The organism is Campylobacter sp. RM6914, assembly GCF_004803835.1.
Taxonomy (GTDB): domain Bacteria; phylum Campylobacterota; class Campylobacteria; order Campylobacterales; family Campylobacteraceae; genus Campylobacter_A; species Campylobacter_A californiensis.
Genome location: NZ_CP012545.1, coordinates 1,098,001 through 1,112,516 on the forward strand (window position 1 = coordinate 1,098,001; position 14,516 = coordinate 1,112,516).

The window sequence follows — 14,516 nt, forward strand, 5'->3', positions numbered from 1 at the left end:
AATTATAGGCTAGTTTTGGTTAAATGTTTATTAAATTAAAGTCGTATTTTTGTGTATTTTGAAGTATTTTTGTATGTTGTAAAAATAAATTTAGCCCGCTAAAAAACGGGCTAAATTTGATGGGCTTACATCATTCCGCCCATACCACCCATTCCGCCCATATCAGGCATTGCAGGAAGTGGTTTATCTTCTTTTATCTCGCTAATCGTAGCTTCTGTGGTTAGAAGCAAGCTAGCTACTGAAACAGCGTTTTGAAGAGCTACACGCTCAACTTTCACAGGATCTATAATACCTGCTTCAAACATATTTACATACTCGCCGTTTGCAGCGTTAAAGCCAAAATTCTCATCTGCACTAGTTTCAACTGCATTTGCAACTACACCCGCGTCAAAACCAGCGTTTTCAGCGATTTGGCGAAGTGGAGCGCGAAGTGCGCGACGAACTATCTCAGCACCTATTTTTTCATCGCCCACAAGGTCAAGTTTTACGCGTTTTGAAGCAAGGATAAGTGCAGAGCCACCGCCTACAACTATGCCCTCTTCTACGGCTGCGCGAGTTGCGCTTAAAGCGTCATCAACGCGGTCTTTTTTCTCTTTCATCTCGGTTTCAGTAGCAGCTCCTACTTTTATAACAGCTACGCCTCCGCTTAACTTAGCTAGACGTTCTTGAAGTTTTTCACGATCATAGTCGCTTGTAGTTTCTGCGATTTGAGCTTTGATTTGGTTGATTCTAGCGTCTATTGCGGCTTTTTCTCCGGCACCATTTACGATAGTTGTATTATCTTTGTCGATAACTACGCTTGAAGCTTGTCCAAGATCATTTAAAGTAGCACCTTCAAGAGTTCTGCCTAGCTCTTCACTGATAACTTCACCACCTGTTAAGATAGCAATATCTTCAAGCATAGCTTTTCTTCTATCGCCAAAACCAGGAGCTTTTACGGCAGAGATATTTAGTACGCCACGAAGTTTGTTTACTACAAGTGTCGCAAGTGCTTCACCTTCGATATCTTCAGCGATTATCAAAAGAGGTTTTCCTGTTTTTTGTATGGCCTCAAGCACAGGTAAAAGATCTTTTAAATTTGCGATTTTTTTGTCAAATAACAAGATGTATGGATTACTTAGTTCAACTTGCATTTTTTCAGTATTTGTGATGAAATACGGGCTTAAATATCCACGGTCAAATTGCATACCTTCAACTACATTTAGCTCGTCTTCGATAGACTTTGCCTCTTCAACAGTGATAACACCGTCTTTTCCAACTTTTTCCATAGCGTCAGCTATCAACTTGCCGATGCTGTCATCTGAATTTGCAGAGATTGTTGCGATTTGTGCGATCTCTTTTGAGCCTGAAACTTTTTTAGAGATATTTTTTAGCTCTTCAACAAGAGCAGCTACTTCTTTATCCATACCGCGTTTTACTTCGATAGGATTTGCGCCTGCAGTTACATTTCTAAGACCTTCTTTAAATATCGCATGAGCCAAAACTGTCGCAGTCGTAGTGCCGTCACCAGCTTGGTCGTTTGTCTTACTAGCAACTTCGCGAACTAAGCTTGCACCCATGTTTTCTATAGTATCTTTTAGATCAACTTCCTTGGCAACACTCACGCCATCTTTTGTGATAGCAGGTGCACCAAAGCTCTTTTGGATAAGCACGTTACGTCCGCGTGGTCCCATTGTTACCTTAACAGCGTCATTTAGTTTTCTAACGCCTTCATACAAGCGGTTTCTTGCGTCATCTGAGTAAAAAATTTCTTTTGCCATTTTATTTCCTTTTTAGTTTATTTCTTATTTTATTACGCCTAAAACATCATCAAGATTTAAGACTAGATATTGCTTGGCGTCAAGCGTGATTTCAGTGCCTGCATATTTGCCAAATACAACTGTATCTCCTGTCTTTACACACTCTACTTCGCTACTTACCGCTAATGTTTTACCACTTAAAGGTTTCTCTTTTGCGTTATCGGGTATAATAATACCTGAAGCGGTGGTTTTTGTTTCTTCCACACGCTCAACTAGAATACGTTTGCCTAATGGTTGAAAATTCATCGTTCATCCTTTTGGTTAAATTTCAAATTTTAGCACTCTTTATTTTTGAGTGATGAAATATTAGCATTTTTTTCGTTAAAAGTCAATTATTGATACGAGCTTTTTCAATAAACTTTAGTCTAGTAAGCTCAATATATATGATATAATAAAATAAATCTTAAAGGATAAATATGAAAATTTTAGCCTACATCGCAGGAATTTTAATTCTCACTGTATTTTGTGTATTTGGTTTTATCTTTAGCAGTTTTGGCAACTCTATGATCGCTTCTTATGCGCAAAATTTGGCAAAACAAAAAGCAGGCATAGAACTTAGTTTTGATAAATTTGAGCTTGGCATTAGCAAAGTGGATATAAATGCTAAAGTTAATAATGAAATATCAGCAAGTATAAATGGTGATTTTTCGGTATTTTCCCAAAATATAGATCTTACTTACGAAATAAATGCAAGCGACCTAAAAAGCGCAAATTTAAAACTCACGCAACCGATCGCGTTAAGTGGCAAAATAAAGGGCAAATTTAACAACTTTGATGCAAACGGAGCAGGAGAAGCCCTTGGATCAAGTATAAATTTCTTAGCAAACATTAAAGAGTATAAGCCTTTAAGCTTACAACTAAACGCAAAACAGCTAAAAATAGATGAGATTTTAGCCCTTGTCAAGCAGCCGATATATGCAAGCGGACGTATCGATATCACATCAAATATAACCGAACAAAACGACATGCCAAACGGGATGGCTGAAATTTTAATATATGACGCGGTAGCAAACAATGCTTTGATATCACGTGACTTTAACGTAAGCTTGCCTAAAAATTTCACATTTAAAGGCGCTGCAAATGCGCAAATAGCAAACTGGATCGCAAATGTAAAAAGCACTCTTATCACGCCTATCGCTACTGCAAATACGACAAAAACAGTGTATAACATAGACAATAAGTCGTTAAATACAGACTTTATGATCGAGATCAGTGATCTAGCCAAACTTGAGCCTATCATCAACCAAAAATTAAACGGTGCTCTAAAAGCTAACGGCGATCTTACTTTTAGCGACTATAAACTTCAAAATTTAAATGCCGTTATCGACGGGCTTGGTGGCAAGATAGATGCAAATTTAAAAGATGGCAAGTTGCTAGCTAAAATTCACTCCATTAAGCTTGAAGAAGCGTTAAAACTAGCCGCACAACCCCCATACGCAACTGCAAACATAAACGCAACTGCCACTATTGAAAATTTAAACGACGCTAAAAATATCAAAGGCAATATCGCTCTTACAAGTGATGGCAAAATAAATAAAAACGAACTTAAAAAAGTAGCAAATTTAAACCTAGCAAAAGATGTTGGCTTTAGCCTAAACACCGATGCAATCATAGCCAAATCAATAGCTAAATTTAAAGCAAATTTACTTAGTGAGCTGATAAAACTAAAAGACGTTAGTGGTGAATTTGATATACAAAAACAGAGCTTAAGTAGCAAATTTTCACTTCTTGCGGATGATCTGGCAAAATTTGAAAGTATCACCCAACAAAAACTAAGCGGAGCCGTAAATTTAAACGGCGATATCAAAGTAGTAGATAAAGTTTTAAGCGAGCTTGGAATTTATGGAAGTGTGATCGGCGGAGAGATAAATGCCAAATTCAAAGACCAAAACCTAAATGCCACACTTAAAAACGGCTCACTAAAAGATGCATTTTTATTACTTGCTCAAGCACCGCTTGCAAATGCCAAACTAAATTTAAGTGCAAATTTAAGTTCTATAGATCTAAAAAACCTAAATGGCGACATACTCTTGTCATTTACTAACGGTGAAGCTTACGAAAAAGAGCTTAGCAAACTACTAGAAAAAAACTTCCCAAGCGGAGTAAAATTTGAAGCCACATCAAACATTAAACTCGCAAAAAACGTAGCAGACTTTACTACGGATGTCAGCTCGACGCTTTTAAATTTAAAAGATACAAGCGGGAAATTTGACATAAATAGCGGCAACCTAAATGCTAAATTTAACGCCTTTATCCCGGAACTATCAAGGTTAAAATTTGCCACAGGACGAGAGTTAAAAGGCGCACTTAACGCAACCGGGGATATTGTAAAAAGTGGTGAAAATTTAATAGCCAACCTTAACTCAAATGTCTTTGGTGGCACAATAACTGCAAAACTTAACAACAACGATCTTAATGCCATCTTGCAAAATTTCACCTTTAAGGACTTAACCGACACATTAAACATGCAACATATTTATGACGGTATAGGAGATGGCAGGCTAAACTACAACCTAGCTTCACAAAAAGGCGACTTTAATATCGACATAAACGAAGGCAGACTCGTATCAAACGACTTTACAAATACCATAAAGACATTTAGTGGACGCGACATAACAAGTGAAATTTACAAAAACGGCTATCTAAAAGGCACGATAGATAAAAATCTTATAAACTTTAAAGCCCAGATGAGTGCACAAAGAAGCGATATAAACGTTACAAACGGCACTTTTGATACCACGTCGCAAGCTATGAATATCCCGGTTGATTTTAAATACGAAAAAACAGACGCTAAAATCGCCATAACAGGCACCACTCAAGATCCAAAATACAGCGTGAGTTCAGAATACCTTAAAGGCAAAATCACAAAAGAGATAGATAGGTTTTTAGATAAAAAACTTGGCAAGGATAGTAACGAAACGAACTCTAGCACGACAAAAGATGCTATAAAAGGGCTTTTAAAAGGGTTGTTTTAAGTAAAATGGCGAGAATTGGCTCGCCACTAATTTTTGCAAGTAGTTAAAATTTAACAACATCGCCGTCATTTGGGATGATAATCTTACTATCTATACCTTTTTCTTTTACAAATTTACGCAAATCTTCGCGGCTTACACTTGCGTGATTAACCGCGTCCATATGAACGGCTATGATTTTAGTGTTTACAAGCACCTTTGCGGCGTGTTCTACATCGGCTTTTCCCATTATGATACCGCTATTTTCAAAGCCTAAAATTCTAGCGTCGCCAGTATTCATCACAACTACGCTTGGGTTAAATTTATTAAGCGCCTTATTTACATCAGCCGTCCACAAAGTATCGCCCATAACATAAAGCGTCTCATGTCCTTTAGTCTCAAAGACTACACCCATCGCATCACCTAGGAGTGCTGAAAGATTTGGGTTAGCATACATCTCCACAGTGCCGTGCGCACCGCCTGTTTTGCTTAATTTTACACCATCAAATTCCACACTGTCATATATAACTTTTATATTCTTAAAACCTTGTGAAACAAGAAGCTTTGCGTCGGCATTGTGCTGGACAAACACAGGTAGCTCTTTTGGTAAAATTTGTGCTGCTACTTCGTCAAAGTGGTCAGGATGAGTATGGGTGATAATGATAGCATCCACACCTTTATACACCTCTTTTACATCCATCGGAAGCTCTATTAGAGGATTTCTTAGATGTGAGTTTAAAGTGCCTTCAAAGCCTGGATATTTGCCTTTTGGCGCAAGGTATGGATCTAGCAAAAAGACTTTGCCCGCATAGCTAATCTTAGCCGTAGCGTTTCTGATGTGTTGGAAGCTATCTTGTGCAAAAGCCATGAAATTTAGCCCAAAAAATAGGGCAACTATAAATAAAATTTTATTTATTTTCATATTTTCTCCTTTATTTTTAATGCGTTATATTACATAAATTATATAAACAGACAAAATTTATCTTAAACTAGATCTTTACTACTAAATATAAAATAGCCTGCCGTAAGCAAGATAACACCCAAAACTATAGGATAAAAAATCGAATACAAAACAAAACCCATTGTGCTAAAATTTGTGAGTATAAAATTTGAAGCCACGCCGATAACGGCTAAATTTGGATCAAACAAACTAATAGCAGCAACCCTAAAAACCTCGATGGGATTAATGAGTGCTATAAAAAATATAATATCCTCTCTAACACTACTTTTCATCAAGAACCCTATCAATACCAAATCCATAAAAGCAAGCAGAACCAACCAAAGCAAAAATGCTACACCCTGCCCCATCTCTTGATTTTTAATCAAAGCCGAGATAAAAAATCCAAACGACAAAAAGACTATACTAAGTGAAAAAAGCAAAGCCGTATAAAAGCCTAAAATTTGCCACGGTATCTCTATATCTTTAGCAACTCCAGTAACAAGAGTTAGCAAAAGTGCAAAAACCAAAGGCGTAAATATAACAAATATCCTACCAAGCGCCTTACCAAAGTAATACTCCGCCAGACTAATAGGAAAACTTAGGATGTATTCTAGTAAATTTGTGTCCCTATCGGCATTTATACTTCGCACGGTAGAGACTAGTATAAAAATAGGCACGATAATAACGCAAATTTGAATAAACAGTAGCAAAAGCCTAGTAAGTCCCGAAAATCCAAGCACACGAGAGTCAGTAATTCCGCTAAATATAAACGTTATCACAAGTCCCGTAAACACAAGCATATAAAGCAAGAACCACCTTGAGCGAAACGACTCTGTAATGTCAAGTTTGGCTATTAAGAAAATATTACTCATTCGTGATCTCCTGTGGTTTCGTCTTTGATAATTTCGCCAAGATCCATCTCTATGTATCTATCGCAAATTTGCTTTACCTCATCGACCCTGTGCGAGATACAAACAAGTGTTTTACTTTTAGCAAACTCATCCAAAAGCCCTATAAAATTTCCTCTTGCCTTTGGATCAAGGTTTGCCGTTGGCTCATCAAATATAAGCACATCGCTATCTTTTGAAAAAGCTATGGCAACAAGCATTTTTTGCTTCATGCCGCCTGAAAGCTTATAAAAAGGCTTGTTTAAATTTCCATTTAAATCAAGCTCTAATTTATCGCAAAAAAACTTAATGCGATCAAATTTAACATCAGAAGTTTTGCAAACAAACTCACAAAGCTCTTTTAGACTAAATTTCAAAGGCGGCGGAGTTTGTGGCACAAATGATATGTTTTTTAAAGCATCTTTTCTTGATAAAAATGGATCTGCGCTACATACTTTTACCTCGCCGTTATTTGGTCTAAATTCGCCCAAGATTATACGCATAAGCGAGCTTTTGCCCGCCCCATTTTGTCCGTATATTACGACTTTTTGTGATTTTTTAATATGCAAATTAATATTTTTTAAAATATTTTGCGAGCTAAAAGTCTTTGTAATGCCTTTTAAAATTATCACTTTTATCCTTTTAGATTAATCTTTTAAAACCGTTGTCAAATTTAAGCGCATCGTGATGACATACGTCGATACAGCGTCCACAAAGCGTGCAGTCGCCACCAACTAGCCTAAATTCTTTTTTATCTTCATCGCCGCTAAGCTTGGCGTTTTTCTTAGTTATCTCAAGCACGTGTGGCATTAAACAAGTGTCTATACAAACAAGACAGTGATCACAAAGCTCTTTGTTCCAGCTTACTTTAATGGCATTTGTGCGAGTTAGAAGTGAGTAGGTTGCTCCGATAGGGCAAAAATACCTACACCAAGCCCTTCTTGAAAAGAAAATTTCCACAAAAAGAACAAACACTACAAACCATATCGCATGAAAATACCCATATATGATAAACCTTGAAAATATCCCAACGACGCTAAAAATTTCAAACACAAGTTGAGAGCTTGCAAAACTCATAGTCAAAAACAAAACAGCAAAGACATATCTCCATCTAGGGTCAAAATTTCGCCTTGATATGATCTTTTTAGCGGCTAAATTTTCATGTATCTTCTCGCCTATCTCGCCTAAAAGCGAATACGGGCATATCCAGCTACAAAACGCCCTGCCCCCGACAAGAGCGTAAAAAAACAAAATCGTACATGTACCGATAATTAAATTTATAGCAAATTCATGTGTCGCGGCAAAGACCTCAAAGCTCATAAACGCATCCGTAAGATGAAAGCCAAGCATCCTTGAACCGCTGATACTTCCTTCTAAAATTTGAATATCCGCATAGTATGAAAGGATAAACAAAAGATGGACTAAAACTATGCTAAATATCCGCCATGAACGGATACTTAAGCGTTTTTTACCCTGCTCGTTTTCTATTACCAAGGTATCAAAAAAACCCGTTTTTGCTACCGTGCAACGGGTGGTGTATTTATTCATTTTTCATTACCGCTTTTAAAATTTGAAATTTCATCAGCTAAGAGCTCTAGATCCGTATCGCTGACATTTGTCAAAAGTCCCTTCATGAGAGAGTTTTGAATTTTGTCTTCTTTATACTCTTTTAGCCTTGATAAAATTTCATCCTTACTTTTACCACTTATATCAGGAGCCATGACGCCTTTACCGTTAGCACCGTGACATGGAGCACATGTTGTCAGGTATCTTTTGCTCGTGCCTGTGGTTGGTTGATTAGCAACCATGTTTTTAAGCTCTTTTATCTTTTTAAGCTCTTCGTCATCTTGTAAATTTATATCCGTTTTTACCTCAGCTTTTGGCGCGATCGTCTCTTTTGGTTCAAGCTTAACTTCACTCTGTTTTGAAGCAGGAGTATTAGAACTCATCATAAAAACCATAAGAGCTATTATCAAAACACCGATGATTATTGCTATTTTCTTACCCATGTTATTTTCCTTTTCTAAACTGTTCGTTAAAGTTACTTATCTCATCCGCAAGCGATCTTATCTCTGTATCGCTCATGTTTTTTATAAGGTCTTTCATCAAAACATTTGCTTTTTCTTTGTTTTTGTAAGCGCTTATCATATTAAATATCTCATCGCTACTTTTAGTTAAAAGCGAAGGGCCTATGATGCCGTTTGCATAGTCATTGTGACAAGCGGAGCATTTTAAGATAAATTCCTTGCTAAGCTGACCCTTTATAAGCTTTAAATTTATAACCTCAAGTGGAGAGCGAACCATAGCCAAAGCGCCGACAGATCGACTTACGTTACTGTCATCAAGCCCGAAAGAAACGCGCTTTTGACCATGTATATCGTAGGTAAAAAAGTCTGAATTATCCTTTTGTTTTGTGTTATGGTTACTTGCTTTTTGTATCTCTATCGCAGGAGCTTGGTTTGTGACTAACTCTGCTTGTGCGGACTGCTTGGTTTGAGCAATTTTACCTTCACTCCCTTTGCCGCTATCACAACCGCAAAGTAGCGTAAACGCCGCCAAACAGCATAAAAATTTATATCTCATTAGCCCTCCTTGTAAATTTCATTATATTTTTTATTTGGTATTATGCTAATAATCTGCGCCGGACAAACCTCCGCACAAACACCGCAACCTACGCATTTTTCTTTTATATCGGGTAAATTTGCACCATCTTTTGTCCGTCTCATCGCTATAGCCCCATCTCCAACAGGACAAAGTCTAACACATAGATCACATTCGTTATCAACTCTTTGTTTTATCGTCTCTTTTAATGCCTCTTCACGTTCGTTATACGTTTTTCTTTCAAGCATTTTTAAGACGCCGTTTTGGTTGATGTTTTCATTTTTATAAGCAAGGCAGGAATTTACGTCACCCAAAACCGCAATCCCCATTAAAACATCGCTAATACAAGTCGTATGATGATCTAACGCGCCGCTTGGACAGGCTAATACACACGGAAAAAGATCACATAGATAACAGCCTCTATCATTTGGCGATATATATGAAGTGCCGTTTGAGTATCCTTGTGTTATATCAAGCAAATTTATGCTGTGATAAGGGCATACTTGAACGCACTGCCCGCATTTTATACACAAAGCTTCGAAATTTTTAACGGCACCGGGCGGTCTTAGATACAGTTCATGAGAATTTGTCTTTGGAAGCAACTTTCCCGCTCCATACCCAACTCCTGCAGCAACTACGGTAAATGCTATAAAATTTCTTCTATTCATACGCTTGTCTTTTCTTTGTTTGGTTTCATTTTTGGACTTTTATCTTCAAGTAATTTTATAGGCTCTGAAAACGGAGCTAATTTAGCCAGGAAATTTAATCCACTTATAATACTTGAGCCGTAAAAAAATCTCAAAGTCGGATAGTATTGCCACAGCCTATCGGCATAAACAAAATTTACATAGGATACATCTCCTATGCCGTTACGATCCAAGTCATACCCCTCATACTCGTCAAAGTAGTTACCCTCCCAGTATATCTGGTCGATCTTAGAGCCCGGGGTGTCGTTTATCGCCGTGTCCATATTGCCGATAAAGTCATTGTTTAAAAAGATACTTCTTTCTTGTGTAGCATGGAGTTGAACGCCGACTATGTTATGTAAAATTTGGTTATTCTCAAAGCTGTTCAACGCCCCTGGATTTAACGGAGACCTATCAAGATAAAATCCTCTTGCATTATAAAGCAAGATGTTATCTTTTATATCAAAGTCAGAAACATCCTTTAAGGCTATGCCAACCCCAAAAGCACCGCTTGAGCCGATAATGGTGTTATTTTTAACAAGCGATTTGGTGGAAAACATAAAATACATCCCAACAGCACCGTAGCTAAATTTATTCTCTTCTATTAGGTTATTAGACGAATACATCGTATGTATCGCATATCTGTTACCATGGCCATAGTTACCTCTTATCGTGTTACTACTAGAAAACCACGCTACGATATCACGGCTATTATAAACATAGTTTTTTTCGATCAAATTCTCATGCGAATACCACGCTCTAATAGCATCGCCTCTTTGCGGTATGTCAAATCCCTCTTTTGAAGTTATGTTGTTATCTCTTATAATAGAGCCATTGCACTGAGATAACTCAACACCAAAAAGCACATCTTTTATGCGATTTTTTTCTACAAGTAAGTTATTGCCGTTTAGGCAACTTATCCCGGCATCAAGTGTCATCTGACTGATGCCGCTGCCTTCGATATTTAAATTTATAAGCTTAACGTTTTTGCTAGTAACTTTTATAACGCTTGAAGTTTTATCTCCCTTTATAACGACATTTTGTCCTTTGCCGATGATGGTTATCGCCTTATCAACGACAACATTACCGCTATAAATTCCGTCATTTAGCCAAAGAGTATCACCGTCTTTGGCTAAATTTATAGCCTCTTGTAGCGGATTAGAAAGACCAAAGGTGGCGATCATAAAAACTAAAAGCAAAAATTTCATTTTTTAAGTTCTTTTTTCTTTGAAAATACAGCCAAGATACAAAGAACACTCATTGCTATCATAATCCAAAAACCGATACTAGGGTATGAATGTGTTGTAAATTGCGCTACTTTACCATCACCAAGAACTGTCGGCATAAATGGTTTTATCTTAAACGCTCCCCACTCTTGCATGTTGTGTCCATACCAGTAAAGCCAGCCCGCAAACGCTCCCATAAAAAGCACGGGCGCTATAGTTGGAAGCACCATAAGCAGTGAGTTGAATTTACCGTCATAATACAAAAACGCAAGCATACATATCGTAGAGATAAGTAGATAGTATGGAGATATGGCACGTTCTACATTACCGCCGTGCTCCATAGGATACATGCCGATGTAGTGATTTATAGTGTTCATCTCATGAACCTCTCCGCTATATCCATCAACATGAAAATAAACAGGAATTCCGTTAGGAAAGACCTCTTTTGGATAGTTAGGAGCTTCAAGAGAAACATACCATACAGGAAAAGACGGCGTTCCTATCTCAGCCCTACTTTCCAACATCTTTTTAAGACTTGAAGCCACGTCTTCTTTTAGTAGGTGATTTTTATGCTGAAACGAAGTATAAATGTCGTAAATTTTATAAGAGTATCCAGGTAGGCTTTCACCTGCAGCTATCTTTGCATTTGCCCCAAAAAATCCAAGAACCGGCACGGTAAAACAAACAGTCATTAAAACTAGCGCGATGATCGTATAAATTTGATACTTTTTCATCTTTTCTCCTTGTGTTTAAATTTCTAACAATTCATTTTAAATTTTTAGAAATTTAAACAGTTCGGGAGAGCTTTTCTCTCCCGAATTTGCACTACATGCCGGCGTTTTCATCGATCCATTTTAGATACTCTATGATATCTTTTGTCTCTTGATCGCTCATGTTTTGGTTTGGCATTCTAAGGTTAAAGTAATCAATCATTGACTTGATATACTCATCATTATAGAATTTAGCAGGGTCTTTAATAAAGTCAAACACCCATTTCTCGCCGTTTTCATGTCTTAGTAAAACACCGGTTAAGTCTGGACCGGAGCTTACTTGACCTATGACGTGACAACCGTTACAACCACCTTTTAAGTAAGCCTCTTCTCCTTTTGCGGCAGCCGCACTCATAGGAGTTGCTATCTCTTTTGCCAGGTTGTTTTTAGCTCTTAAACCAACATCGGCGGTTTTTACCATGTATTGCCATACTTGATACTCCCAAAGGATCGCGCCGTTTACATCGCCTTTTTTGTAAGCTTCATCAGCCTTAGCCTTAGTTTCAGGGATCCTACCGTATTGATCTAGGGCATCAACAACAAGCTCTTTTACTTTAGGATACTTCTCGTATCCTTTTTCTTTTAAATACGCCACAACGCCTTGTATAACATCATCAGTTGCTTTGTTTGTAGCTATGACCTTTTCGTATTCAGCTTTTAAAGCCTCGGGGCTTAAGGTTTTTAGCTTGCTAACCTTGGCTGATTCGTATTTTTTATTTGGATCCTTAACATACAAATAACCCATCATCTCAAGGTGAAGCGCGGAGCAAAATTCAGTACAGTAGTAAGGAAAAACACCCTCTTCATCAGCAACAAAATTTACAGTTGCGGTTTTGCCAGGTTCAAGCGATGCGTGAACGTTGTAAAGATCTACAGTAAAACCATGTGTTTCATCCTGCGCACGCTCTAGGTTTGTAAGGTGGATAGTTACGTTATCACCTTTATTTACCTCGATATGCTCAGGGTTAATATGGCTTCTCACCATTGTCGCATAAACAGTCACGTTGTTGCCGTTACGTTCGATTCTCTCTTGACCGGCTAAAGTAGCAGCTGGGTGAGCCTTGCCTGTTCGAGAGTTTGTTCCCATATTGTAAGTCGCGGCAGGATTTAGCTTGCTAGCTGCGATCGATACCACATCATGTGGCTCGCCAAGCGGTATAGGAAGATCGTATAAAAGCTCCATTTTAGCACCTGTTATATCTATAAGCTGGTGGTTTTGCGGATGTAAAGGACCGACCGGGTTAAATCTATCAAGAGAAAGTTTGTCTAAAGCGATAGCATATTTGCCTTTTGGCTTAGCAGACTTACCTTCCATAGTATCAAGGTGTCCGATGTTATAGTGGACATTTATCCTGTCAAGAACCTTTAAATTTTTATAATCCCATTTTACGATCTGACTATCAACATACAATGATGTATATAAAATTCCATCCTTCTCGTCAAATGAGGTGTGTAAAGGTCCAAGACCAAGCTCGACTTGTCCGTGAAGCGTTTTTTTCATGTCAAGCACAGGTATACCATATGGATCGGTGCCTATAAATTCTTTCTTATCGATTAACGCCTTGATCTTTCTAAAGTCAAAAACACTAGCATGAGTGTCTAGCTTACCACCGATGATAATGTATCTGCCATCAGGGCTCACGTCGATACCGTGCGGACTTTTTGGCTCAGGGATCAAAAACAACGCTCCGGCTTTTACTGCAGCTTCTATAGTAACGACTCTATGACCGTTGATCTCCATGTAGTTTTTCTTATCCTGTGCAAGTTTTTCTAAAATTTGCCAGTTATAAACGTGCATGTAATCAGTGTCGTTCCTACTTGCTCCCGCCTCAAATGGAGGAAGTCCCTTTTCTATACCACCTGTATACATCTCTGAATTTATAGAGTTTGTAAAAGCCCATCCAAAGCTCTCGCCTTTGCCTGCATCGCTTAAGTCTTGCCAGTAAGGAGGAAGTTCAAGAGTAAATGAAGCTTTCTCGTCTATCTTACCCTTTTGATAGTCAAATTTCCAAAGAGTTACAGCACCGCGATACACCGCCTCATACTCCTCTATCGGGTGATAGTTGTTATCAAACGGGGCTGCATACTGAGCGGCTTCGATGACATACTCGGTATTTGGAGTAACAAAGCTTCCGCCGTGTTCGCTTTTTATAACCGGGTTTACAACGATCTGACTTGTTTCAAAGTCATGTAAATTTATAACACCGATTCTAGGATTGGCCTTATCGTTGATAAAGAGATAGTCTCCAACATACTCACCATTTTTCTCCGTAAGTGCCGGGTGGTGAGTATCACCCCATGTTATCTCTTTGCCTCTGATGGCACCGCTTTTTAAGATCGCTTTTGACTCCTCGTCATAGCCGTATCCTTGCCAAGGTTCGGGCGTAAAAACTCCGATATACTTATAAATTCTCATGGAAGGGACGCCGTAAACCAAAACTTGACCACTTTGTCCGCCTGATGAAAAAACGATGTAATCATCTCTCTTGCCGCTTGGTTGATATGTCTTAGCAGCAGCTAATACGTCTTTCTCACTTAAGCCACGCTCTTTCATGATCGTTGCAAGATCACTTGAAAAAGCACCGCTTGTAGCAAGAACGACGCCAGCCACGCCGACAATAGCAGAGCGTAAAAAACCGTTCATCTAAAATCTCCT

The 14,516-nt window shown here is 38.2% G+C and carries 13 protein-coding genes; 1 reads left to right on the forward strand and 12 read right to left on the reverse strand.

Going from position 1 to position 14,516, the window contains the following annotated elements; translation table 11 throughout:
• Nucleotides 1-125 precede the first annotated feature (125 nt).
• Entirely contained in the window at nucleotides 126-1,760 is a 1,635-nt protein-coding gene (gene groL / locus CCAL_RS05705) for a chaperonin GroEL (RefSeq protein ID WP_170015607.1), read from the reverse strand.
• 24 nt (nucleotides 1,761-1,784) lie between these two features.
• Complete coding sequence (gene groES / locus CCAL_RS05710; protein ID WP_169935488.1) at nucleotides 1,785-2,045, reverse strand: co-chaperone GroES; 261 nt, start codon at nucleotides 2,043-2,045, stop codon at nucleotides 1,785-1,787.
• Between the two features lie 170 nt (nucleotides 2,046-2,215).
• On the opposite strand from groES, the gene CCAL_RS05715 reads away from it, so the two are divergent.
• Nucleotides 2,216-4,774, forward strand: coding sequence for a translocation/assembly module TamB domain-containing protein (locus CCAL_RS05715; RefSeq protein ID WP_170015609.1), 2,559 nt, complete (start codon nucleotides 2,216-2,218; stop codon nucleotides 4,772-4,774).
• A gap of 43 nt (nucleotides 4,775-4,817) precedes the next feature.
• On the opposite strand, the gene CCAL_RS05720 is transcribed toward CCAL_RS05715, so the two are convergent.
• The 10 genes from CCAL_RS05720 to nosZ form a co-directional block, all read right to left on the reverse strand.
• Nucleotides 4,818-5,672, reverse strand: coding sequence for an MBL fold metallo-hydrolase (locus CCAL_RS05720; protein ID WP_170015611.1), 855 nt, complete (start codon nucleotides 5,670-5,672; stop codon nucleotides 4,818-4,820).
• A 62-nt stretch (nucleotides 5,673-5,734) separates the two neighbouring features.
• Nucleotides 5,735-6,562 (reverse strand): ABC transporter permease, encoded by an 828-nt coding sequence (locus CCAL_RS05725; protein WP_170015613.1) that lies wholly within the window; start codon nucleotides 6,560-6,562, stop codon nucleotides 5,735-5,737.
• A complete protein-coding gene (locus CCAL_RS05730; RefSeq protein WP_169935481.1) occupies nucleotides 6,559-7,209 on the reverse strand; it encodes an ATP-binding cassette domain-containing protein in 651 nt (216 codons plus the stop codon). Before CCAL_RS05730 ends, CCAL_RS05725 begins: the two co-directional genes overlap by 4 nt.
• A 10-nt stretch (nucleotides 7,210-7,219) precedes the next feature.
• Nucleotides 7,220-8,125: a NapH/MauN family ferredoxin-type protein gene (locus CCAL_RS05735; RefSeq protein ID WP_170015615.1), complete on the reverse strand. Its 906-nt coding sequence runs from the start codon at nucleotides 8,123-8,125 to the stop codon at nucleotides 7,220-7,222.
• Nucleotides 8,122-8,586, reverse strand: a complete 465-nt coding sequence (locus tag CCAL_RS05740; protein WP_170015617.1) for a c-type cytochrome — start codon at nucleotides 8,584-8,586, stop codon at nucleotides 8,122-8,124. Before CCAL_RS05740 ends, CCAL_RS05735 begins: the two co-directional genes overlap by 4 nt.
• 1 nt (nucleotide 8,587) lies before the next feature.
• Nucleotides 8,588-9,160: a c-type cytochrome gene (locus CCAL_RS05745; RefSeq protein ID WP_170015619.1), complete on the reverse strand. Its 573-nt coding sequence runs from the start codon at nucleotides 9,158-9,160 to the stop codon at nucleotides 8,588-8,590.
• A complete protein-coding gene (locus tag CCAL_RS05750) occupies nucleotides 9,160-9,846 on the reverse strand; it encodes a 4Fe-4S dicluster domain-containing protein (protein ID WP_170015621.1) in 687 nt (228 codons plus the stop codon). The genes CCAL_RS05745 and CCAL_RS05750 overlap by 1 nt, the downstream gene beginning before the upstream one ends.
• Entirely contained in the window at nucleotides 9,843-11,072 is a 1,230-nt protein-coding gene (locus CCAL_RS05755; protein WP_170015623.1) for a nitrous oxide reductase family maturation protein NosD, read from the reverse strand. Before CCAL_RS05755 ends, CCAL_RS05750 begins: the two co-directional genes overlap by 4 nt.
• The gene (locus CCAL_RS05760; protein WP_170015625.1) at nucleotides 11,069-11,824 is read right to left on the reverse strand and encodes a cytochrome C; all 756 of its coding nucleotides are present in this window, start codon (nucleotides 11,822-11,824) and stop codon (nucleotides 11,069-11,071) included. The genes CCAL_RS05755 and CCAL_RS05760 overlap by 4 nt, the downstream gene beginning before the upstream one ends.
• Nucleotides 11,825-11,915: 91 nt before the next feature.
• Nucleotides 11,916-14,504, reverse strand: coding sequence for a Sec-dependent nitrous-oxide reductase (gene nosZ / locus CCAL_RS05765; protein ID WP_169935468.1), 2,589 nt, complete (start codon nucleotides 14,502-14,504; stop codon nucleotides 11,916-11,918).
• Nucleotides 14,505-14,516 lie beyond the last annotated feature (12 nt).

Bases quoted from the DNA above. Each gene is read 5' to 3' on its own strand.
- groL (WP_170015607.1), bottom strand. From the start codon at position 1,760: ATGGCAAAAGAAATTTTTTACTCAGATGACGCAAGAAACCGCTTGTAT.
- groES (WP_169935488.1), bottom strand. From the start codon at position 2,045: ATGAATTTTCAACCATTAGGCAAACGTATTCTAGTTGAGCGTGTGGAA.
- CCAL_RS05715 (WP_170015609.1), top strand. From the start codon at position 2,216: ATGAAAATTTTAGCCTACATCGCAGGAATTTTAATTCTCACTGTATTT.
- CCAL_RS05720 (WP_170015611.1), bottom strand. From the start codon at position 5,672: ATGAAAATAAATAAAATTTTATTTATAGTTGCCCTATTTTTTGGGCTA.
- CCAL_RS05725 (WP_170015613.1), bottom strand. From the start codon at position 6,562: ATGAGTAATATTTTCTTAATAGCCAAACTTGACATTACAGAGTCGTTT.
- CCAL_RS05735 (WP_170015615.1), bottom strand. From the start codon at position 8,125: ATGAATAAATACACCACCCGTTGCACGGTAGCAAAAACGGGTTTTTTT.
- CCAL_RS05740 (WP_170015617.1), bottom strand. From the start codon at position 8,586: ATGGGTAAGAAAATAGCAATAATCATCGGTGTTTTGATAATAGCTCTT.
- CCAL_RS05745 (WP_170015619.1), bottom strand. From the start codon at position 9,160: ATGAGATATAAATTTTTATGCTGTTTGGCGGCGTTTACGCTACTTTGC.
- CCAL_RS05750 (WP_170015621.1), bottom strand. From the start codon at position 9,846: ATGAATAGAAGAAATTTTATAGCATTTACCGTAGTTGCTGCAGGAGTT.
- CCAL_RS05755 (WP_170015623.1), bottom strand. From the start codon at position 11,072: ATGAAATTTTTGCTTTTAGTTTTTATGATCGCCACCTTTGGTCTTTCT.
- CCAL_RS05760 (WP_170015625.1), bottom strand. From the start codon at position 11,824: ATGAAAAAGTATCAAATTTATACGATCATCGCGCTAGTTTTAATGACT.
- nosZ (WP_169935468.1), bottom strand. From the start codon at position 14,504: ATGAACGGTTTTTTACGCTCTGCTATTGTCGGCGTGGCTGGCGTCGTT.